Annotated in this window: 18 protein-coding genes; 6 read left to right on the top strand and 12 right to left on the bottom strand. The window is 35.5% G+C overall.

The features are described 5' to 3' along the window. The first annotated feature begins 3 nt into the window (after positions 1-3). From lptA to H3T56_RS01765, 3 genes are read left to right on the top strand one after another with little or no spacing between them, the layout of a single operon-like run. Positions 4-558: a lipopolysaccharide transport periplasmic protein LptA gene (lptA, locus tag H3T56_RS01775; RefSeq protein ID WP_081300035.1), complete on the top strand. Its 555-nt coding sequence runs from the start codon at positions 4-6 to the stop codon at positions 556-558. Next, positions 559-1,284 (top strand): LPS export ABC transporter ATP-binding protein, encoded by a 726-nt coding sequence (gene lptB / locus H3T56_RS01770; RefSeq protein ID WP_065651575.1) that lies wholly within the window; start codon positions 559-561, stop codon positions 1,282-1,284. A 6-nt stretch (positions 1,285-1,290) separates the two neighbouring features. Continuing rightward, positions 1,291-2,706 (top strand): RNA polymerase factor sigma-54, encoded by a 1,416-nt coding sequence (locus H3T56_RS01765; RefSeq protein WP_198191957.1) that lies wholly within the window; start codon positions 1,291-1,293, stop codon positions 2,704-2,706. A 38-nt stretch (positions 2,707-2,744) separates the two neighbouring features. Here the strand turns inward: H3T56_RS01765 and H3T56_RS01760 are convergent, their stop codons facing one another. From H3T56_RS01760 to H3T56_RS01735, 6 genes are all read right to left on the bottom strand, one after another. Then, entirely contained in the window at positions 2,745-3,509 is a 765-nt protein-coding gene (locus tag H3T56_RS01760) for a class I SAM-dependent methyltransferase (RefSeq protein WP_198191869.1), read from the bottom strand. Positions 3,510-3,548: 39 nt separating this feature from the next. After that, positions 3,549-4,151 (bottom strand): 3-isopropylmalate dehydratase small subunit, encoded by a 603-nt coding sequence (leuD, locus tag H3T56_RS01755; protein WP_198191868.1) that lies wholly within the window; start codon positions 4,149-4,151, stop codon positions 3,549-3,551. Between the two features lie 11 nt (positions 4,152-4,162). Next, entirely contained in the window at positions 4,163-5,572 is a 1,410-nt protein-coding gene (leuC, locus tag H3T56_RS01750; RefSeq protein WP_034884246.1) for a 3-isopropylmalate dehydratase large subunit, read from the bottom strand. A gap of 65 nt (positions 5,573-5,637) precedes the next feature. Beyond that, positions 5,638-6,717, bottom strand: coding sequence for a 3-isopropylmalate dehydrogenase (gene leuB / locus H3T56_RS01745; RefSeq protein WP_198191867.1), 1,080 nt, complete (start codon positions 6,715-6,717; stop codon positions 5,638-5,640). 69 nt (positions 6,718-6,786) lie between these two features. Next, positions 6,787-8,334, bottom strand: a complete 1,548-nt coding sequence (leuA, locus tag H3T56_RS01740; RefSeq protein WP_198191866.1) for a 2-isopropylmalate synthase — start codon at positions 8,332-8,334, stop codon at positions 6,787-6,789. Positions 8,335-8,669: 335 nt separating this feature from the next. Then, positions 8,670-10,283, bottom strand: a complete 1,614-nt coding sequence (locus H3T56_RS01735) for a hypothetical protein (RefSeq protein ID WP_198191865.1) — start codon at positions 10,281-10,283, stop codon at positions 8,670-8,672. A gap of 369 nt (positions 10,284-10,652) precedes the next feature. Between H3T56_RS01735 and nfsB the strand changes: the two genes are divergently transcribed. Beyond that, positions 10,653-11,297, top strand: coding sequence for an oxygen-insensitive NAD(P)H nitroreductase (gene nfsB, locus H3T56_RS01730; protein ID WP_034902671.1), 645 nt, complete (start codon positions 10,653-10,655; stop codon positions 11,295-11,297). A 56-nt stretch (positions 11,298-11,353) separates the two neighbouring features. Here nfsB and H3T56_RS01725 read toward each other — a convergent pair whose 3' ends face one another. Beyond that, the gene (locus H3T56_RS01725) at positions 11,354-12,223 is read right to left on the bottom strand and encodes a hypothetical protein (RefSeq protein ID WP_198191864.1); all 870 of its coding nucleotides are present in this window, start codon (positions 12,221-12,223) and stop codon (positions 11,354-11,356) included. 221 nt (positions 12,224-12,444) lie between these two features. Here H3T56_RS01725 and ettA point away from each other — a divergent pair, with 221 nt between their 5' ends. After that, on the top strand, positions 12,445-14,112 hold the full coding sequence (gene ettA / locus H3T56_RS01720; RefSeq protein WP_034902677.1) for an energy-dependent translational throttle protein EttA: 1,668 nt from the start codon (positions 12,445-12,447) through the stop codon (positions 14,110-14,112). 59 nt (positions 14,113-14,171) lie between these two features. Here ettA and H3T56_RS01715 read toward each other — a convergent pair whose 3' ends face one another. The 4 genes from H3T56_RS01715 to H3T56_RS01700 all read right to left on the bottom strand — a co-directional run bounded on the left by H3T56_RS01715 (position 14,172) and on the right by H3T56_RS01700 (position 19,040). Then, positions 14,172-15,794 (bottom strand): DUF2813 domain-containing protein, encoded by a 1,623-nt coding sequence (locus tag H3T56_RS01715; RefSeq protein WP_198191863.1) that lies wholly within the window; start codon positions 15,792-15,794, stop codon positions 14,172-14,174. A 15-nt stretch (positions 15,795-15,809) separates the two neighbouring features. Beyond that, positions 15,810-16,613 (bottom strand): lipopolysaccharide core heptose(I) kinase RfaP, encoded by an 804-nt coding sequence (gene rfaP / locus H3T56_RS01710; RefSeq protein WP_198191862.1) that lies wholly within the window; start codon positions 16,611-16,613, stop codon positions 15,810-15,812. Then, positions 16,606-17,727 carry a glycosyltransferase family 4 protein gene (locus H3T56_RS01705; RefSeq protein ID WP_198191861.1) on the bottom strand — a complete coding sequence of 374 codons (1,122 nt, stop codon included), beginning with the start codon at positions 17,725-17,727 and terminating at the stop codon, positions 16,606-16,608. Before H3T56_RS01705 ends, rfaP begins: the two co-directional genes overlap by 8 nt. 386 nt (positions 17,728-18,113) lie before the next feature. Next, positions 18,114-19,040 (bottom strand): TIGR01212 family radical SAM protein, encoded by a 927-nt coding sequence (locus H3T56_RS01700; RefSeq protein WP_198191860.1) that lies wholly within the window; start codon positions 19,038-19,040, stop codon positions 18,114-18,116. A gap of 238 nt (positions 19,041-19,278) precedes the next feature. On the opposite strand from H3T56_RS01700, the gene glyA reads away from it, so the two are divergent. Further along, complete coding sequence (gene glyA / locus H3T56_RS01695; RefSeq protein ID WP_198191859.1) at positions 19,279-20,535, top strand: serine hydroxymethyltransferase; 1,257 nt, start codon at positions 19,279-19,281, stop codon at positions 20,533-20,535. 59 nt (positions 20,536-20,594) lie between these two features. Here glyA and H3T56_RS01690 read toward each other — a convergent pair whose 3' ends face one another. Next, positions 20,595-22,766 (bottom strand): MerC domain-containing protein, encoded by a 2,172-nt coding sequence (locus H3T56_RS01690; RefSeq protein WP_198191858.1) that lies wholly within the window; start codon positions 22,764-22,766, stop codon positions 20,595-20,597. Positions 22,767-22,949: the final 183 nt, after the last annotated feature.

Below are 22,949 nucleotides of genomic sequence, written 5' to 3'. Positions count from 1 at the left end.
AAAATGAGATCCAAAAAACAGAAATTTTTTCCGTTATTTTTTATGCTATGTGCATCATTTGCTTGTTTTGCTGATGAGCCTAATGAAGCCGCTTCATCTGCCTCAAAAGATCAAAAGATGTTTGTCGATAATAAACCTATTACAGTTGATGCAGATAATCAGCAAATAGATATTGAAAAAAATATTATTACTTTTAATGGGAATGTCCAGATTATCCAAGAAGGTTTGACCATATGGGCAGATAAAGTGGTAATTACTGATATGCAAGACACCAGTAAACAAAAAATAACTGCATATGGTAAACCGGTAAAATATAAACAAATTCTTCCACAAAATAATAAAATTGTGACCGGTCATTCACAACAGGTTATCTATAATGTTAAGGAAAATAACATAGTATTACAAGGTAATGCAGAACTATTTCAACAAGATAATCATATCAGTAGCTCAATCATTACTTATGATGTCAAAAAACAGCAAATTGTTGCACAACCAGGCAAAAAAGGTCGGGTTAAAAGTACTATCATTCCAAGTCAAGTAAAAGAGATGAATAAATAAATGGCAATTTTAAAAGCGGAAAATCTTGCTAAAGTTTATAAAAAACGACGAGTTGTTGAAGATGTTAGTTTAACAGTAAACTCAGGTGAAATTGTTGGTTTACTTGGCCCTAACGGTGCTGGTAAAACTACCACTTTTTATATGGTGGTTGGCATTGTGACTTTAAATGCTGGAAAAATCTACCTTGATGAGCATGATATCAGTATCTTGCCATTACATGAGCGAGCGCAAAAAGGAATAGGTTATTTGCCTCAAGAAGCGTCAATATTTAGAAAACTTTCAGTTATTGATAATATTATGGCTATTTTAGAAACGCGTAATGATATTGATAAAAATGAAAAGATAAATCGAGCAGAAGAGCTACTTGAAGAGTTTCATATTACCCATATCCGAGACAATGTTGGTCAATCATTATCTGGTGGCGAACGACGACGAGTTGAGATCGCTAGAGCATTGGCAGCAAACCCTAAATTTATCTTACTTGATGAACCATTTGCTGGTGTAGATCCCATTTCGGTTATTGATATTAAAAATATTATTAAACATCTACGTGATCGTGGTTTAGGAGTACTGATTACCGATCATAATGTTCGTGAAACACTTGATGTTTGTGAACGTGCCTATATAGTGAATAAAGGACATTTAATTGCTGAAGGTACACCAGACAGTATATTAAATAATGAATATGTTAAACGTGTTTATTTAGGACATGAATTTAGATTATAGATTATGATAAAACAAGGCTTACAACTGAAGGTTTCGCAACAGTTGTCAATGACGCCACAATTACAATTAGCTATTCGATTGTTGCAATTGTCGACTTTAGAATTACGTCAAGAAATTCAAACAGTACTTGAAAACAATCCATTATTAGAGATTGCCGATCAGTATGATGAGGTTAATGTTGAACAAGATGAACTAAACGAAAATATTGATACCCGTGAAGCATTGGATAGCCAAGAAATCCCCGAGGATATTCCGTTAGATGCCTCATTAGATGATATTTACACTGCAGGTACACCCTCAGGAACCTATTCAGATTATCGTACTGATGAATTACCAATCTATCAAGGTGAAACACATGAAACCTTGCATGATTATTTAAAATGGCAATTAGATTTAACACCATTTAGTGACATTGATCGTGCAATTGCTGTTTCGATTATTGAAGCTATTGATGACAGAGGTTATCTAACCGTTTCAAGTGAAGAAATTCTAGAAGAACAAGGTAATAGTCAAATTGAACTTGATGAGGTTGAGGCTGTTTTAAAGCGAATTTGGCATTTTGATCCAATCGGAGTTGGAGCCAGATCGTTACAAGAATGTTTATCTATTCAAACTCAGCATCTAACTCCGCCGGTATTAGTTAAACAGATTATTGATAACTATTTAGATTTATTAGCAAATCATGATTATCGAACATTGAAAAAACGCTTAAATGCTACCGATGAACAGTTAAAAGAGGCGATTGATTTTATCCAGCATTTACAACCTTATCCTGGTGACTCGGTTAATACTACGCCACCGGATTATGTTATTCCAGACGTTGTGGTTAAAAAAATTGCCGGTAAATGGATAGCGGAATTGAACAGTGATACAGTTCCAACGCTACGCATCAATCAACAATATGCGGCAATGGAAAAAATTAGTAATGAAAGCGATAGCCAATATATTCGCGCACATTTGCAAGATGCCAATTGGTTTATTAAAAGCGTCGAAAATCGTAATGAGACACTATTAAAAGTGAGTCAATTTATTGTTGAGCATCAACAAGCTTTTTTTGAAAATGGCGCTGAATATATGAAACCAATGATTTTGTCTGATGTTGCAGAGGCAATTGATATGCATGAATCGACAATATCACGAGTAACAACACAAAAGTATTTACAATGCCCAACTGGCATCTTTGAGTTAAAATTCTTTTTCTCAAGCCATGTTAATACTGAATCAGGTGGTGAAGCTTCATCGACAGCAATTCGGGCTTTAATTAAAAAATATATTTCCGAGGAAGATGCAAAAAAACCTTTGAGTGATAGCAAATTAGTTTCAATCCTTGAAAATCAAGGCATAATTATTGCTCGGCGAACGGTAGCAAAATATCGTGAGGCATTGTCGATACCACCGTCAAATCAACGCAAACAGCTTTAATAACAATTGGCTGTTTTCGATTCTTTTACTATTAATTTCTAAATCACTTTTTGCGTTTCAATAATCATCATATCAGAGGTAAAAGATCCATCTGATTGTAATTCGAAGTAAGATTTTGTATCTTGAGATGCACTTATTTGATAAGTCCTTATCGCATCCACTAAATTATTCGGTGTACGCATACGTTTTATCCAACTATCAAAAATCAAGGGTAAGCGATGGCGTTGAATCTTATCAATAGTAAATCCAGCTTCGCTTAAAAATGTCAGCCATTCGCCAGGCGTATAGTCGCGTACGTGAGAAGTATCACGTAGTGCTTCAATCGTTTGTAACCAAATATCTAAAACAGGTTGACCAGGCGAAACCACATCCATAATAATTAATTTACCATTTGGTTTGGTGATACGATGCAGTTCACGCAAACTTTTACCCACATCCTGCCAATGATGGGCAGAATAACGACTGACGACAATATCAAAATAGTTATCGTCAAATGGTTGATGCTCAGCATAACCTTTTACGGTGGTAATATTTTTTAAGTTACGTTCATCCGCAGTTTGTTCAACCACTGCTAACATTTGCTCCGATAGGTCGTAAGCTGTGACATGTTTAACCTGTTTTGCTGCAATAAAACTAACATGGCCTGCGCCACAGCCCATATCTAAAAATTCAGCATTAGGATAATTAGTTAAAAAGCTGGCTAGATATTCAAGATCCGCTCCTTGTGCATGAACTTTACTGGTTAAGTAGGCGTTAGCTTGCTGGCCGAATTGTTGATTTACTTTATCATGATGGGTTGTCATTAACTATTCCTATACAAGGCGCTTACGCGCCTAAATAAACTAATTTAAGAATGTAGGAATTTTATGCTCAAATGAGCTGATAGCATCTTCATGTTGCAGGGTTAAACCAATATTATCTAAACCATTTAATAAACAGTGGCGTTTGAAGGCATCAATTTTAAATGAATATTGTTTATCACCAGCAATGACGACTTCATTAACTAAATCAATAGTGAATTCAATTCCCTCATTGGCTTCAACCAATTTAAACAACTCATCAACTTCTTCTTCAGACAAGTTAACTAATAATAGTTGATTATTGAATGAGTTATTATAAAAGATATCAGCAAAGCTCGAGCCAATAATAGTTTTAAATCCATAGTCGGTTAATGCCCATGGTGCATGTTCACGCGATGATCCACAACCAAAGTTTTCACGAGCTAATAAAATACTCGCGCCTGCATATCGTGGTTTATTTAGTACAAATTCAGGATTAGGTTGTTTACCGGCGTCATCTAAAAATCGCCATTCATGAAATGCATGTTGTCCAAATCCGGTACGAGTAACTTTTTGTAAAAATTGTTTAGGAATAATAGCATCAGTATCAACGTTCGCCGCATCTAAAGGAACGACCAATCCTGTATGTGTTGTAAATTTTGTCATGACAAGTCTCCTTAAAACGGTTTGCGAATATCAGTAAAATGACCAGTAATGGCCGCCGCTGCTGCCATTGCCGGGCTAACTAAATGTGTTCTGGCATCACGACCTTGGCGACCTTCAAAATTACGGTTACTGGTAGATGCACAGCGATCACCCGGTGCTAATTTATCATCATTCATCGCTAAACACATTGAGCATCCTGGTAAGCGCCATTCAAAACCAGCATCAATAAAAATCTTATCTAATCCTTCAGCCTCTGCTTGTTCACGCACCGGACCTGAGCCCGGTACGACAAGGGCTTGAACGCCATCGGCAACTTTACGACCTTTGGCAACTTCAGCAGCGGCACGCAGATCTTCAATACGGGAATTAGTACATGATCCAATAAACACTTTATTGATCTTAATATCAGACATTTTAGTTCCAGCGGTTAACCCCATATAGGCTAATGCTCGTTCAGCTGAATGTTTTTCAATTGGATCGGAAAAATCTTGAGGATTTGGTACTTGAGAATCAATAGCGGTTACTTGACCAGGATTAGTTCCCCAAGTTACTTGCGGAGCAATATCTTTTGCTTCTAAAGTCACAATCGTATCGAAATGTGCTCCTTCATCGGTTTTTAAGGTTTTCCAGTAAGCAACCGCTTGTTCAAAATCTTCTCCTTTAGGTGAGAATTGACGACCTTTTAAATATTCAAATGTGGTTTCATCTGGTGCAACTAATCCAGCTTTGGCACCCATTTCAATGGCCATATTACATAATGTCATTCGGCCTTCCATTGACAAAGAAGTAATTGCTTCGCCACAAAATTCTACGACATGACCTGTACCACCAGCACTGGTTGTTTTACCAATGATCGCTAGAATAATATCTTTGGCGGTAATGCCATCAGCGACTTTACCTTTGACCTCGATTTTCATCGTTTTAGCGCGACCTTGTTTCAATGTTTGGGTAGCTAAAACGTGTTCAACTTCCGATGTCCCAATCCCAAAAGCTAATGCACCAAAAGCGCCATGTGTTGCGGTGTGTGAGTCACCACAAACTATCGTCATACCCGGTAATGTCATCCCTTGCTCAGGACCAACAACATGCACAATACCTCGTAATGGACTTTGTAAACCGTATAAAGAGACGCCAAACTCTTCTGCATTTTTAGCTAATTCGGTTAGCTGAATTCGTGCCATCTCACTACAAGCGCTTAAATCATTACTTTTCGTTGAGGTGTTGTGATCCATGGTGGCGAAGGTTTTATGCGGTTGTCGGACTTTACGATTCATTGCTCGTAAACCATCAAAGGCTTGAGGAGAGGTGACTTCATGAACCAAATGGCGGTCGATATACAAAATAGGGGTTTCATTAGGTGCTTCATAGACAACATGTGCATCATATAATTTTTGATACAATGTTTTTGGTTTTGTAGACATTGCTTATATTCCTTTAATATTCTTGCAAAAGGGTTAATACGATCGATTAACCCTTACTTTAAAAATTAAATTAAACGACAAATGGTATCGCCCATTTCATCGGTAGAAACATAACTACCACCACGAGCAAGATCAATAGTGCGTACGCCTTGTTCTAAAGCATTATTCACGGCATTTTCAATAGCTTTAGCAATATCATCACGTTTTAAACTATAACGAACTAACAGTGCTAATGATAAAATTTGTGCAGCAGGATTAGCAATATTTTTACCTGCAATGTCAGGCGCACTACCACCAGCAGGTTCGTATAAACCAAAGCCATCTTCATTTAAACTGGCAGAAGGTAACATTCCCATTGAGCCGGTAATCATGGCGCATTCATCTGATAGGATATCACCAAATAAGTTAGAACAAAGTAATACATCAAATTGCGCAGGATCTTTCACTAATTGCATAGTGGCATTATCAATATACATATGCTCTAATGTGACATCTGGGTACTGTTTAGCTACTTCACTTACAACTTCACGCCACAAAATAGAAGTTTGTAGAACATTTGCTTTATCTACTGACGTTACTTTCTTGCGACGGATTTTCGCTGCTTCAAATCCCATACGGGCAATTCGTTCAATTTCAAAGCGGTGATAAACTTCAGTATCAAAAGCACGCTCTTGAGGACCAGAACCTTCACGACCTTTTGGCAAACCAAAATAGATACCGCCAGTTAACTCACGCATACACAAAATATCAAAGCCACGTTTAGCGATATCTTCACGTAACGGACATAACTCCTCTAAACCTTGGTATAAACTAGCAGGGCGCATGTTGGCAAATAATTTAAAATGTTTGCGTAATGGTAATAGAGCACCGCGTTCAGGTTGTTGATCGGGTGGTAAATTGGTCCATTTTGGACCGCCAACCGAGCCAAATAAGATAGCATCAGCTTTTTCACATCCTTCTAACGTCTCTTTTGGTAATGGGCAACCGTGAATATCAATTGCTGCACCACCCACATCATATTCACTAGTTGTAATGGCTAGGTCATATTTTTGACGAATAACATCTAACACTTTATAGGCTTGTTTCATCACTTCAGGGCCTATACCGTCACCGGGTAGTACTGCAATATGGTAATTTTGTGACATATCTATTCCTTAACAATCTAATTATATTTTAAATATTTCGTCATTAAGTAACGAAACAATATTTACTTTTTAGTATTGGTGCAATTTTTGTTTTTGTTCTGCAACCTGATTTGCTCTATAAACATTATTTAACACATTAATTAATGCTAATGCTGATGAATGAACAATGTCGGTAGCAAGCCCAACTCCATGGAATTTACGTCCTTTATATTCGGCAACGATATCGACTTGACCCAAGGCATTTTCACCCTGTCCTTTAGATGCTAATTGATATTTCACAATTGAAATAGGTTCGCCAGTAATACGATTTATCGCTTGATAAACAGCATCAACAGGGCCATTACCTGTTGCTGCATCTGAATATTTTTGATCGCCAATAATTAAACTAACTGAAGCGGTTGAAACGACAGTAGAGCCAGATTGTACATTAAAATAATCCAATACATAATGCTCTTCATCATCTTTAATTTGATTAATAAAAATTAATGCTTCTAAATCATAATCAAAAACCTGGCCTTTTTTATCGGCAAGTTCTAAAAAGGCTTGGTAAACTTGATCTAAATTATAATCATTATCCTGATAACCTAATTCAGCTAAACGATGTTTTACTGCAGCTCGGCCTGAACGGGAAGTTAAATTTAATTGGATTTGATTTAAACCGATCGACTCAGGGGTCATGATTTCGTAAGTTTCGCGATTTTTTAATACCCCATCTTGATGGATACCTGATGAGTGCGCAAAGGCATTACTACCAATAACCGCCTTGTTAGACGGTATCGGTGTATTGGTAATTTGGCTGACGATTTGACTGGTACGATAGATCTCTTGATGATTAATATTGGTGTGAACGTTTAAGATATTTTGGCGGACTTTAATCGCCATAATAACCTCTTCTAAAGCTGTATTACCAGCGCGCTCACCTAAACCATTCATCGCCCCTTCAATCTGCCTAGCACCTTCTTGAATCGCGCTAATCGAGTTAGCCACCGACATGCCCAAGTCATCATGACAATGAACAGAGATAATCGCTTTATCAATGTTCGGGACACGTTCAAATAAGGTACGAATAATGCCACCAAATTGATAAGGGACAGTATAACCGACAGTATCTGGTATATTGATCGTGGTTGCCCCTGCTTGAATTGCTGCTTCAACAATCCGACATAAGTTATCAATTGGGGTACGGCCTGCATCTTCACAAGAAAACTCCACATCATCTGTATAATTACGTGCACGTTTAACACAGTGCACAGCCTGTTCAACGACATCTTCAAATGTCATTTTTAATTTATCTTTAACATGTAACGTTGATGTTGCCATAAAAGTATGAATACGAAATTGATCGGCTACTTTTAAAGCTTCGGCTGCAACATCAATGTCTTTATCAATACAACGAGACAATGCACAAACACGACTATTTTTAATGGTTTTAGCAATAGTTTGTACTGATTCAAAATCGCCTGGAGATGAGATAGGGAAACCAACTTCCATTACATCTACTTGCATTCTTTCTAATGCTAAAGCTATTTGAAGTTTTTCTTTAACACTTAAACTTGCTTGTAACGCTTGTTCACCATCACGTAATGTTGTGTCAAAAATAATAATTTGATCGCTCATTGTTATTTCCTTTATATTTTAGCGCTATCTCGGTATTTCAAGTTAAGAAAACAAAAAAACCCGCACTTTAGCGCGGGTTCTTGTTAATTTGTTGAGTTAATTATTAAATGACTTTTACTCCACACACAAGCTATCCGCGCAAACTGATGCGAGGAGGAGGCTGAGTAGGAGGTTAGTAAATTTAATCATTAACTGCTCAATTATTATATTATGAATAAAATATTGACACTATTTCTATCAAAAAAAGGCTCTAATGTCAATAATAAAAATTGATTAAATCAAATAGTCATCTATAACTAATATAGTTATTTTGTTGAAAATAGTTCATTCAAACATTAATCAGAAACGCAAATTACTCTTAAACCTTCAATTTCTTGTGGAAGCTTTTTAATACTACCATCGTTGAAATCAATTGCGTAAAACTGGGTTCCTGTTGGGTATCGATTTACAGGGTCTTCATTGCAATTGTCATCATCATCCCATTCATTCCAACCGTTATAACTAATATTGCGTGATTTTATTTTAAATGATCGATTTTTTTTCATTAAATCATGATACTCATCTTGGTCGTTAACCTTTTTCCATGTCCAAAATACATTTGATATTTCATCGCCTTGAGCATTTTTATTAGGATAAACTTCATTAATTGTATTACCCCATTCAGCTAATAAAAAGTTAACTTCACGGATATAATGATTGTTATTATTTTGACCAAATTTGTAATTATCATAAAGAGCATTGGTCAAAATTTCTGGACCTCCAGGATACATAGCTGTTCCTTTACAAGAACAATATTGTTCTGCATATTTTTGTGCTTTGACGGTCTCATTAGAGATATAAAACCAATATTCTATTTCAAAAGAATAAATTACCCTATCACCTACTTTTAATGAAAATTCAGTGTAATTTGCCAAATCAGCATCATCTTCGCTAACTTCGTTCTCAAAATTTGGTCCACTAAATTCAACTCTAAGCTGATTATTTTTACCACTTAATTTTAATTCAACCGGGGAGTCTGATGGTTTTTTTATATAACTAATGTCCTGCCATTTTGCCCCTGATAATATGACATTAAAATATAATTTATCTGCTGCTGTGGTAGGAAACCTCTCCCAAGAATCAATAATCTCGGTAGCTTTAAACCCTTTATTTGGAATCCAAATTTGGGTATCGTCTTTTTCCCATGGATATTTATTAAAAAAATTATCATATTCTTGCTGTGTGTAAGCAAATGGGGGGGAACCTTTTTCTAATGAAGGTTGTAGCCAACAGACTTTAGGTAAACCAGAACCAGATGATCTAATATAGTAAGTTTTGCTGACGCTAGGATAGTTATTAATATTAGGTAATCCATAAATGGTTGAAAGTTCTGAATCAGTAGTCTCTAAAGTTAATGTATAATAGCCTACACAACTGTCTAATTGATCATTCAGTTTGATCTGATTATTTTTATTATCTTTAATTTCTAGTTTTAAAGTTCCAGTTGCTTTAAATCCATCATCACCATCATTATCTTCAAAATATTGTTTATCAGTTAAAATTGTTTCGAGCTCTACTTGTTCATTTTGATAACCTGAAATTAATGTGACAATTTTATCAAAAGTATCAATAGATTCAGGTAGATCAATTATTTCATCAGGAGAAGAGTTAAAATCAGAGTGATAATAGATTAAGTTTGGGTCTTCAACTGACGTTAGTTCACTATTGGATGGTGTTGTTTGATAATGATCGCCATTTTTTTTAATTGCTATCCAGAGTAGATCAGAGATATCGGAAGGTGTCCTATCTTGATTTGCTGAAATATAGGGCGGTGTACCATTAATGGCTGAAGCGGTTACTTCAGTTAATGCTGGGACTGAAAAGCTATAAAATAGACTTAATATAACAACAAGAGTATATAATTTTACAGTTACAGTTTTAACCGTAAAAATAACGTATTTTCTATCCATGATGACGTCTTTAAATTAGCACATTTTCCATTGCATTGCTTTTAAGTAAATATTCTTTATAAGTATTTATATTATAATAATATTAATTGTTTTTATTGTAAATCATTTGGCGGTTTATTTTGTTTAAATTATGTTCTTAAAAAAACTAAAATGGCTCGTATCTTTTAGCTACAGTGAATTGTTTAAGTTGACAATATTTCTATATAATAATATTTAATTATAGTAACTAAGTTACTACTAATTAAATTTGATTGATGCTATATTCCTATAAGCATTTAGATCGTAATTTTGGCAAAGATATCTGATTAATCAAATTTAAAATTTCTATTAAGTATTATTTACTCACAATTAATAAGATGGGGTCAAAAGATGAACATTGTCGAAATTTCTCAAAAACGCTATACCACCAAACATTATGATAAAACTAAAAAAATTCCTAAAGAAAAAATAGAACAATTACTAACAGTTTTAAGAAACAGTCCGTCTTCAGTTAATTCACAACCTTGGCATTTTTATATTATTGATAATGATGCTGCTAAAGATAAAATTTTACCGGCCATAGCAGAATTTAATCAGCCACGCGTAACCGATTCATCTCATACTATTTTATTTTGTATTAAATCACCTTTAGAAGATGCGCATTTGGTTAATTTGCTTAACCAAGAAGAGAAAGATGGACGATTACCATCATCCGAACTTAAACAAACTCAGGATGAGTCAAGACGTTTCTTTGTCACTAAAAACAGTAAGACAATTGAGTCCCAACAAAGTTGGGAAGGTAAACAAACTTATTTAGCATTAGGACAATTACTTTTTGCCGCCGCTGCTATTGGTGTTGATTCTACCGCTGTGGAAGGCTTTGATTGTGACAAAATGGATGAAATTTTGGAATTAAAACGAAAAGGCCTAAAAAGCCTAGTTATTGCAACATTAGGTTATCGTTCTGAAAATGATGGTAATGCCCATCGTCCAAAATCACGTTTACCAGAAGAACAAATCTTCACTTTTTTATAACAAATTACCGCTATAACTTATCCCACCAGATGAACAGTGGGGTAAGTTTACGAGTGTTATTTTAAATAAAAATTATTATATTGCATTAGTTTATCTTCAAGAACTTGTCGTTGTTGGGATGTAAAATCCTCGTTATAAAATAGATAACCACTATTACAATTTATAATAAACAGATAACCTTTTTTTACCTTTCTTATTTTGTGTAATTGATCATACTTTATAACAGTAGTACTTAATTGGGTTTTAGCTGTCATTGTAAATCTATCTTCATAAAAAATGACCTTTGAACAAATAAAAATTTTATTACTTGTTTTACACCAATTTTCAGCTGAAAATTTCAAACCAGGTTTGATACTGAAGTAGATTGCAATTGAATATATAATTGTAATACAAACGAAAAATAATGCATGGCTAGAATCTTTTATTAAAAAATAGCACGGTAAAAACATTACAAGTATATAAATAGGAGTCATTATAGATTTTTTAAATAGTAAATAATAAAAACAATAATAGATTCTATTAATATCCATTTCATAGGTGTCTATCTCTGCTATTTGCGTTTCTAAATTTTTTCCTAAATAATCACATAAAAAATCATGAATAATTTTTAGTTCATCTGATTTGAAAGACTGTTGACTAACAAAATAAGAATCTTGATTATTGATAAAAAATAAATAGCCGTTTTCAGTTTTATTAATGCAATATAAATCTTGATAGTAGAAAGTGTTGATTTCATTTTTATCTTTATTAAAAATGACTAATTTTTCATTATTAAACGACATAGTAAAGTGTCGCATATTATCAGGTGTTGAATCATTCAATTTTTGCGCGAACTCATGGTCTAATACGCCATATTTTGCATAATAAGCATCTAACCAATACTGGGTATTAACATAATATTCAATAACTACAGTTTGTTTTTCCATTTTATTCCTTATAAATTATTTAGCATGCTTATACAGATTTTTCAATAAACAATCATATATAAATTGAATATTGAATTATATATTAGTTGATAGTTCTTCCATATTTATAACATAATTCATAAATAACCCTAGACCACACAGCTAGAATCATTACAATATACGCCATCAATCACATAGCAATACTACTTGCTAGTTTTAATTAATTAAACGGATAATGATTTATGGCGCAATATGTCTATACCATGAACCGCGTGGGGAAGATTGTTCCTCCTAAACGCTATATTTTAAAAGATATTTCTTTAAGTTTTTTTCCGGGAGCTAAAATTGGTGTTCTCGGTTTAAATGGAGCAGGTAAGTCTACATTATTACGCATTATGGCTGGCGTAGATACCGAGATTGAAGGTGAAGCTCGTCCGCAACCGGGTATTAAAATCGGTTATTTACCTCAAGAACCTAAACTTGATCCTAAACAGACTGTACGTGAAGCAATTGAACAGGCGGTTGGTGATGCTAAAAACGCATTGGCCCGCTTAGATGAAGTCTATGCCGCTTATGCCGATCCTGATGCCGATTTTGATAAATTAGCCAAAGAACAAGCCGAGCTTGAAGCAATAATTCAATCGCAAGATGCTCACAATCTTGATAACCAATTAGAGCGTGCAGCTGATGCCTTACGTTTACCTGATTGGGATGCGAAAATTGAAAATTTATCAGGTGGTGAGCGTCGTCGTGTTGCTATCTGCCAATTATTGCTTGAAAAACCAGATATGTTATTAATTGACGAACCAACCAACCATTTGGATGCTGAATCTGTTGCTTGGTTAGAGCGCTTTTTACATGATTATGAAGGTACAGTGGTTGCTGTTACCCATGACCGTTATTTCTTAGATAATGTTGCTGGTTGGATTTTAGAGTTAGACCGTGGTGAAGGTATTCCATGGGAAGGTAACTACTCATCTTGGCTTGAACAGAAAGATCAGCGATTAGCTCAAGAAGCGGCAACCGAATCGGCGCGTCGTAAATCAATTGAAAAAGAATTAGAGTGGGTACGGCAAAATCCAAAAGGTCGTCAAGCAAAAAGCAAAGCACGGTTAGCGCGTTTTGAAGAATTAAATAGCAATGATTACCAAAAACGTAATGAAACCAACGAGCTCTTCATTCCACCTGGGCAACGTTTAGGTGATAAAGTTATTGAAGTGGCTAATTTAACCAAATCATATGGTGATCGCGTATTGATTGATAACCTCTCATTTAGCATTCCTAAAGGGGCAATCGTTGGTATTATTGGGCCTAATGGTGCCGGTAAATCGACGCTATTTAGAATGTTATCAGGTAAAGAGCAGCCAGATTCAGGTACTATTACTTTAGGTGATACCGTCCAACTTGCTTCTGTCGATCAGTTCCGCGATAGTATGGATGATAAAAAAACCGTTTGGGATGAAATATCCAACGGACAGGATATTATGCGTATCGGTAATTTCGAAATTCCAAGTCGTGCCTATGTCGGACGCTTTAATTTCAAAGGCGTTGATCAGCAAAAACGTGTTGGTGAGCTGTCTGGTGGTGAACGCGGGCGTGTACATTTAGCTAAATTATTACAAGTTGGTGGTAATGTACTATTACTTGATGAACCGACCAATGATCTTGATGTCGAAACCTTGCGTGCACTGGAAAATGCCTTATTAGAGTTTCCGGGCTGTGCGTTAGTCATTTCGCATGACCGCTGGTTCTTAGATCGTATCGCCACTCATATTTTAGATTATCAAGACGAAGGGCATGTTGAGTTCTTTGAAGGTAACTTTACCGAATATGAAGAGTGGAAAAAACGCACTTTAGGGGCAGAAGCGCTTGAACCTAAACGTGCTAAATATAAACGAATTGCCAAATAGCTTTATAAAAAATTCCGCCGATAATTATCGGCGGTTTTTTTTATTACTAAATAAAAAATTTACAGCAAGGATTTGGATGTCTTAACCAACTTAGCAAAAGTATCGGTTAATAATCGAGGAATGGCTGTAATACCACGCGCTTTTGCATCATCACAAACCGCAATCGCTAAATCTGGTTTGGAACTTTTGTGGATTGCTTTTTGAATAATTTTCGGTACCGACATATCAATATGGGCAACGGTATTATAAGCAGCTAACTTATATACGTGACTAAAACCATGTTTAAAAAGAAAATTTTCAATGTCTCGGGCTGGCAATACGGTGATATAATCATTTAAATTTTCATCTGGTGCACATTGTGATTGTACCGTCTCAGCATATTTTTTCCCTGCCATATCACCATCAGTAATGACATACCAGCGGATCCCCATTTTATTAGCATAGTGAATTAATGGTTTTAAACCACATTGAGCAAATTCCAACAATTGAATTCCCTCTGAACTTAGATGATAGCCACTTTGTTCGGCAAGCTCTCTAAGTAACCATACTTCAGTCTCACCTTCAACCAGCAACCAACAACGGGCAAATAGCGCAGTAGGGCGTCGATAAAGAACATGGAACAAAATGCGTCGACTATCGCCAACACTTAATGAATGAGGCGCAATGTACTTACTGACAATTTGATCAGGTTGGCGGATCAATCGGTTAATACTCTCTAATGGAAAGAGAGAAACTAAATCGCTTGAGTTAGAGGTAATAATTTTTTGGGTAGGTAAATTTTTTAATAAACGAAAGCCAACCGATAAAATAATTGGATGTAACTGGCTTTCAGGTTCTTCTAAAACTAAAATTGGTACTGAACTGTGAGAGAGAGGATTATCTCCTTTAGCATTAACAATCGAACCAAATATACCTAAAAGTGCGGTGCGAAGATAATCATTATCTAAATCATCTAAGACATTATTGATTCGTTCGAGCGAATTCCAATCCTCGGTTTTCGGGCTATTTTTTTGTGCTAATTGTTTATATTTAGATCGTTGTTGAGAATCAACAAAATAGTATTCTAATAACGAACGAGCAGCTTGTAAGCCACGATTAAGCTCATCTTGACTTAATTGTGCCGAGTGTGCTTTTAATTGATCAGATAGTTGTTCAATAAAGTATTGTGATAAAGGTTCATTTGTGACAGGTAAATCCTTAGCATTCACTGAATTTTTAAGCGGCATGACCGGATTTAAATTAATCAAAATAGCGATTAATAATTTTGGATTATCTAGATTTAACCTTTCACCATATTCATCCAACAAATTATGTTCAGTGATAATAGTATCACCATTTTTTTGGGCATTAATTTGGTAAGTAATTCGATATAAATTGTCTGCTGGTAAGCGATAACTAACGGCTGTCAGAGGCTGATAAGCTTGTTCAGTTAATTGAGTTGCATAAGATTCACAATAAACAACATTTATTGAAATGTGATTACCATCATCCTTATCATAATAGAAATCTGATTCGACAAATTGATAAAATTTATTATCTAGAGTTAGCAATTTTAATGCACTGATTAAACTCGATTTACCCCATTGGTTTTCACCAATCAGCACGCTAGATTTAGCATTAAGCTTTAACGAAAGTTGCTTAATCCCCCTAAACCCTTTGATATCAATTTGTTCAATAAACATGCCATTTCCTTATGATTAAAGATGATACTTTTCAGTTCTTTTAGCGATGCGCTCAGCTTTTCGCTTAGCACTAGCAATTAATTTATGTTCATCGCGCAAAATGGTTTTAATTGGTTTATTAAAATAGTTTCTTAAAAAACGCCAAATATCTCGTTGGTTAAGTCCAATATTGATTGATGAAAAGTAAAGTCCAATTAAATCTTTATCACGCCAACGGGTAGGAACTTTATCGCGAGTTTGAGCTCGATGAAGATCAATTACCGAGAGTTTTATTTGCTGATTATTTTCAAATAAAGGTAAATCCAATAAAAAATGACATAAATAACAATCACGATGATTCACGCCTGCGCCATGCATTTTTGCGGTCATATTTGCTAAATAAATAGTTAATGATCGTTTTAAATGGTAGCTAGGTGGGTTAGTTAGCCATGGTTTAGTAAAATCTTCTAAACTAATAGTTGGATTAAGGTCTTTGGTAATAATAAATGAATGTCGAGTAAGTGGATTTAATCCTTTACGTCCAAAAGCTCGCCCATCCATGGTATTGACACCAGCTTGCTCTAAACGATGAATCGCATCCCACTCTTGTTTTGCATCTAAAACCGGTAAACGTAGCGAAATCAGATTTTTTACAATTTCTTTAACCGTTGTGCCACGATGAATTTTAATAAAATAGGATTGGCCATCTAATTGAAAATTCAAAGTCTTTCGTTGTTTAACAGCACGGTAAACTTTACCGGAAATTAATTCAACTTCGGTAAAGGGATCTTTGCCTTGCCATAATTGTTGAAAGGGTGATTTAAGTTTAATCTCATTCATAATGACATCCTAAAATAATGTCTGCTGCTCGTTGGGCTAAATGATATAAATCTTCACTATTACCATAAGCAATGGCATTGTTATGCCAATTAAGCCATTGCTCTTTATCTCTAATTGATTGTTCTAACGCTTGATCTAAAATGTTTTGCTTATAAGGTTCTGATAATACAATACCGGCATTAGCTTGGCTAATGTGATAAGCATATCCGGAAATACCTGATACGATCACTGGCACGCCTGCTGCTAACGCTTCAATCAAAACCATGCCGGCCGCTTCTTGCCTTGCAGGATGTAGTAATAAATCAGCTGAAAATAAGAAATCAGGAATATCATTACGACCAGAAAAGAATCTCACCTGTTTAGCAATAGCTAATTCATCGGCTAACTTTTGATATGCCTCTGATTTATCTTGCCCAACCACCAAATAAGTAACTTTTTGTTTTAGTTCATCAGGTAAGGTTGCGATCGCTCTCAAAGAGCGATCAACGCCTTTACGTTTAAAATCGGAGCCAATTTGCACAATCACAAAATCATCTTGGCCAATTTGATTAGATTGTCGAAATTGTTGACGTTTTTGAGGTGAATCAACGCTATATTTTCGATCTAACGCAATGCCGGGCGGTAATAAAAAGAATCGTTCATCTTGAGTATGATAATGATTTTTAAAATCTTGAATTTGTTGCTTTGTTAACACCATGATTTTGGTGGACGAACTAGGAGCAAATACCGCTTGTTCAAATGCTAAATAATGTTTACAACGTTTCGACAGTTTATAAAAAAAGCCTTTATGGGCGGCTTTTTCAGCAAAACATGTATCGCCAGCAAAATAGACATCCAAGCCCGGCATTTTGTTAAAGCCTACCACACAATCTACAGGATTGCTTTGTAAGTGAGCCTTTACCCAATGATAATAAGCTTGATTACGGCTATGGTTAGATAATCCTTTTTTAGGAACGATTATGATATCAAAATTAGCTGGTTTATCGCCTTGCCAATCCAATACATAAACACGGATTTGATGTCCTCGAGCTTGGCAAGCAGTAGCAATTTGCAAAAAATCGCGTTGCAAACCACCAAAAGGGAAAAATTTATAAATACAAAAAGCTAGTTGCATGCAGATTATCTCAAATAATAAAACATCATTATATACTTGTTGTTAACAAAGGTACAAAAATACCCAGATGTTAATGATTATTTCAAACATATTGCTATGTAGCAATATACAATAAACCTATTGTTTTAACAGCAACGAAACGAAAAAACACTAGATTAAATAGCCTATTATTCCTAATACATAGCTATATTTTAATTTATTAAAACGTGTTCAGATGAATTTATAAGTTCAAAATCTAATGAGTAAATATATTGGCTAAAAAATTTGAGGAAAGGGGTTTTTGAAGCGGAAATTTATATAATTTAATTAACAAATTCAGTTTTTATCGCAACTATCAGTATTAAAAATAGGCGTTCCTCAAAATTTTTTAAAATATTAATTATACTTTATTGTTTGAAAGAATAGGTATCACCAATAGCACTACCTTGAGCACCAAATTGGCGTAAATTATGATCAACTGCATTCATTGATTGCCAATGGTTTTCACACCAATCAGGTGCCAGTAAGGTTGGTTTTCTGGCATTGGCTGAGATTCGATGATATAAAATATTGGCAGGCGTTTGTCGAATAATATCACCGGCAATATCGACATAATCTTCAAGAGATAACACATTGATCCGCCCAGCTCGCCATGCTTTGGCCATAATACTGCCTTCAACAATATGTAACGGATGAATTTTTAAACCATCAACGCCACTGTCTAATACTTTGTTTAAAGTGATGAGATTGTCGGTTTTATTTTCTTTGGGTAAGCCAATAATAAGGTGAGTACACACTTTAATACCTAATTGTCGTGCTTTTTGTACCGTTTGGTGATAATCCGCAAAGGTATGACCTCGATTAATATGGTGTAATGTATTGTCATGAGCGGTCTGTAATCCAAGTTCTAACCAAACTTCGTAACCTTGATTTTGATAATCAGCAAGCAAATCTAATGCTTCTTGGGGTACACAATCAGGACGTGTACCAACACAAAGACCAACAATGTCGGCACTGTTCAGCGCTTCTTGATACATATTTTTAAGAATTTCAACTTCAGCATAGGTACTAGTATAAGCCTGAAAATAAGCAAGATAACGTTTAGATTTTTTCATCTGTTGCGCTTGGGACAAAAGCTGATCTGAAATTGATTTAATCTGAATAGACTCATCAATGATTGACGCTACATTGCAAAAGGTACAGCCACCCTGACCAATGGTACCATCACGATTGGGACAGCTAAAACCACCGTGTAAAGTGAGCTTATAGATTTTTTCGCCATAGCGACGTTGCAAATCGGAACCAAATGTATTAACGACTAAATGAAGTTGCATGCGATACCAAATAAAATTTTTGCTTATTCTACCAATATATTTCAGATACTCAATTGCAATTAAGCTAGCGATTATGATTGATAAAATTATTATTCTAACTATATAAATATTATTTATAACTTCAAAAAAAGATTGAAATTAAAGGTCGATTAAGTAAGGATAATAGCTCATGATGTTTTTTTGTGCTAATTAAATACTGAAGTCGTTACGTTGATGTAATTGCTTACAAGGAGCCAATATGTTTAGTAAACAAATGACCATTGCTGAATATGATCAAGAATTGTGGAATGCCATTAAAGGCGAAGAACATCGCCAAGAAGATCACTTAGAACTTATCGCATCGGAAAACTATACCAGCCCAAGAGTGATGCAGGCGCAAGGTACGCAATTAACTAACAAATATGCGGAAGGTTATCCCGGTAAGCGTTATTACGGTGGTTGTGAATATGTTGATATTGTTGAGCAATTAGCGATTGAACGTGCTAAACAGTTATTTGCTGCAGATTATGCCAATGTGCAACCACACTCAGGCTCACAAGCTAACTTTGCTGTTTATATGGCATTGTTAAAACCGGGTGATACGGTGCTAGGCATGAACTTGTCACAAGGAGGGCATTTAACCCATGGTTCACCGGTCAGTTTTTCAGGTAAGCTGTATAATGTTGTTGCTTATGGCGTCGACGAAACGGGACATATTGATTATGACCAATTAGCCCAGATAGCCTTAGATTCAAAACCAAAAATGATTATAGGTGGTTTTTCTGCTTATTCTGGCGTAGTTGATTGGCAACGGATGCGCGAAATAGCTGATAGTGTAGGAGCCTTCTTATTTGTCGATATGGCGCATGTGGCTGGTTTAGTGGCAGCCGGTGTTTATCCAAACCCTGTACCATTTGCTCATGTCGTGACAACAACAACGCATAAAACCCTCGGCGGACCACGTGGTGGACTTATTTTAGCCAAAGGTGGTAGTGAAGAACTGTATAAAAAATTAAATTCTGCTGTCTTTCCTGGTGCGCAAGGTGGTCCGTTGATGCATGTCATTGCTGCCAAAGCTGTTGCCTTAAAAGAGGCGATGGAGCCAGCTTATAAAGAATATCAACAACAAGTCGTGAAAAATGCTCAAGCGATGGTTGATGTGATCATCAAACGCGGTTATAAAGTGGTATCTGGTGAAACAAAAAATCACCTATTCTTGATAGATTTAGTTGATAAAAATATCACCGGTAAAGAAGCTGATGCTGCTTTAGGTAGCGCTAATATTACCGTGAATAAAAATAGTGTGCCAAATGATCCGCAAAGTCCATTTGTAACATCTGGTGTGCGGATTGGTACCCCAGCAGTGACTCGTCGTGGTTTCAAAGAAGAAGAGTCTCGTGAATTAGCTAATTGGATTTGTGATGTGTTAGATAACATTGATGACGAACAAGCTATTCAAGCGGTTAAACAAAAAGTATTGGCGATTTGCCGACGATTACCGGTTTATCAACATTAATAAGAAAATTTCGCCGACGTTATGTCGGCGAAAAATTATTAAGCATAATTCAACAGTTGTTATTGTTTTTCAGTAGTATTATTTTGTTGCTGACTTAACATCTGTTGTTGCTGTTTAAAATAATTGGCAATATCATTTTTAAACCAAAAAGCCGTAGCGACGATTACTACGCCTAGTAAAATTGCTGACCAGAATATTATTCGGGCTTTTTTATTACGTTTTTTTAAAGGGTCAGTTAAATTACGTTTTGCATTGGCAGGTAATTCGGCTTTACTGGTAAGTAAACCACCAAGCAGTAAATTGATTTTAACTTGTCCATTTATCGCCCAACCAGAAGCTTCAAGTAATGGCCCAAGTGTTCTCCTGCGTAATTTTAACCAAGCCAATATTACTGATGGTCCAGATATAATCAAGAACAAACCTAAAATCACTAATGGGAATTGCCACCAAGTGAGCGAGAAGATAGCTTGAAAAATAGTCGCTAAAGCGGTACCAATGGCGCCAATAGCTAAGCCAATAGCTGCAAAGATACCAACACTTTTACCAATATCAAATTTGCTTTCTGGATTTTGCACCGCTTGTGTACTGGTTTTCTCAAGGTTAGCATCTTTATTGCTGGCCCATTTATTTATTTGTTCAGTAATTAAACGGCCAATACGTTGATAAGGTGCCCAAATGGCTTGTTGGATACTAATTGGTTTAGTAATCATCTTAACCACATTTGCATCCCAATCATTGCCTTCATTATCAATAAAGACGCCGTTGCGGCCTTCGATTAATAAATCACCTTGTCCAGCGGTAATTGCTGCAGCAATTGTCTGTTTTTGACCGTGTCTTGTGCATTCACAATAAAGTAAACAAAGTTCAGAGTAATTTGCCATGGTTGAATGTTTGGCGATATTATCTACGGCAACACAGAGGGTAGCACAACGACCGTCAATATAAAGTTTACCTAATTGAAATGCCGCATAATGGTCAAGTGAGAAGAATTCAGCAAACGAAGCAAAGTTAATCAATAAACGATAGAGATGTTTTTGAAATAAGACTAGTTTTTCTAATACAAAAACATCTGAGGCTGAAATAGGTGTTTGGTTATCCTGTTCGACCATTTTTTCAAATTCGTTTAGTAAATTATCATCAACTAAATTAGCAATTTGATTGCCAGTAAGATCCTCAATACTCGCAGTAGGTTTAGTTGCTACGTTTAATTGCTGCATCTCAGGTTTAGAACTAATTAACGTGGCATAGGCATTAAGACCCGTTTGAATATCTTGCCATTCTTGTGCAGTTAGTTGTTTGGGATCGGCTAAGTGTGAAGCGACTAAATCTCTGAATCGAATGATTTTAGTTTTCCACAGTGGATTAAGGCCATTAACCAGATCTAATGCGTTATTGGTATCAATTCTAGATAGAGGTAGCTCAGATAAAGCTTCATCAGAAAGTAATCCATTTTGGGTTGGGACAATATATTTCTCGTCAACATTTAACGCTGTTTGTGCCTGAGGTGCGTATTGTGCTAATTCAACCCGCAAAAAGTAGTCATCAATTTTCGGCTTTAATTCTTGAACCAATTTCCATATTTCTGAGCGGTTTTCGCCAAAAGGTGTTTCGGTATTACTGATATCAGTTTGCCATTTTTGCCAACTTTTTAAGTTCTTAACAAAAGTTTGCGCAATCTCTAAATTAATTCCATCCTGACCACTCATATCTTTTTCCGCACCAGTTGTTTTTATTGCTGCCTGAATAAAATTTTGCATTTCTGGTGATAATTCGGCTGAAGGTGGAAAAATTAAATCGCCATTGTAGAGTTTGCTGGCATTAATTTTAAGTGATTGCTGGACATCATCTTGCGTTAAATAATCAGCTTGGCTTTTATTTAAATTCGCCAAAATACTATGTGCAGTGACTAATAATTTTTTACCTTGTTCTGTTGAATCATCGATTTGCGATAGTGGCAATGTTTCTGAGGATTGTACTATATTATCGAAAGAGACGATTTTATCTTTTGCCCAACTGATTGCATCTAAAATATCGGGAATACGAATGCGGCCATCGTTATCAGAATCTAACAATTGTAATGTTCTTTGATCAAAATCTAAACCGGTTGTCGGGCAACTAAGTGCAACCCATAATTTAGGATCTAAATTGGCTAAGTTGATAATGTCATCGGCATTTTTTAATACGACTTGATCTAATCCACCAACACGTTGAAATGTCCAAGTATGACTCATAATCACCTCCATACCGAAATATTATTAATATATTCAATTATTAATAAGTATAACAGTATTCATTTTTTTAGAAGAGAATTGGAATGCTCACGTTTTAAGAGCCGTTAATTGTATCTTTGATAATTGATTTTGGTTGCCAACCGCAACTTTATGATAGAATACCGCCTTATTATTTAATATCCA

Source organism: Gilliamella sp. W8123, assembly GCF_016101085.1.
GTDB classification, from domain to species: Bacteria; Pseudomonadota; Gammaproteobacteria; order Enterobacterales; family Orbaceae; genus Gilliamella; species Gilliamella apis.
This window is presented reverse-complemented; position numbering and strand designations above follow the sequence as displayed.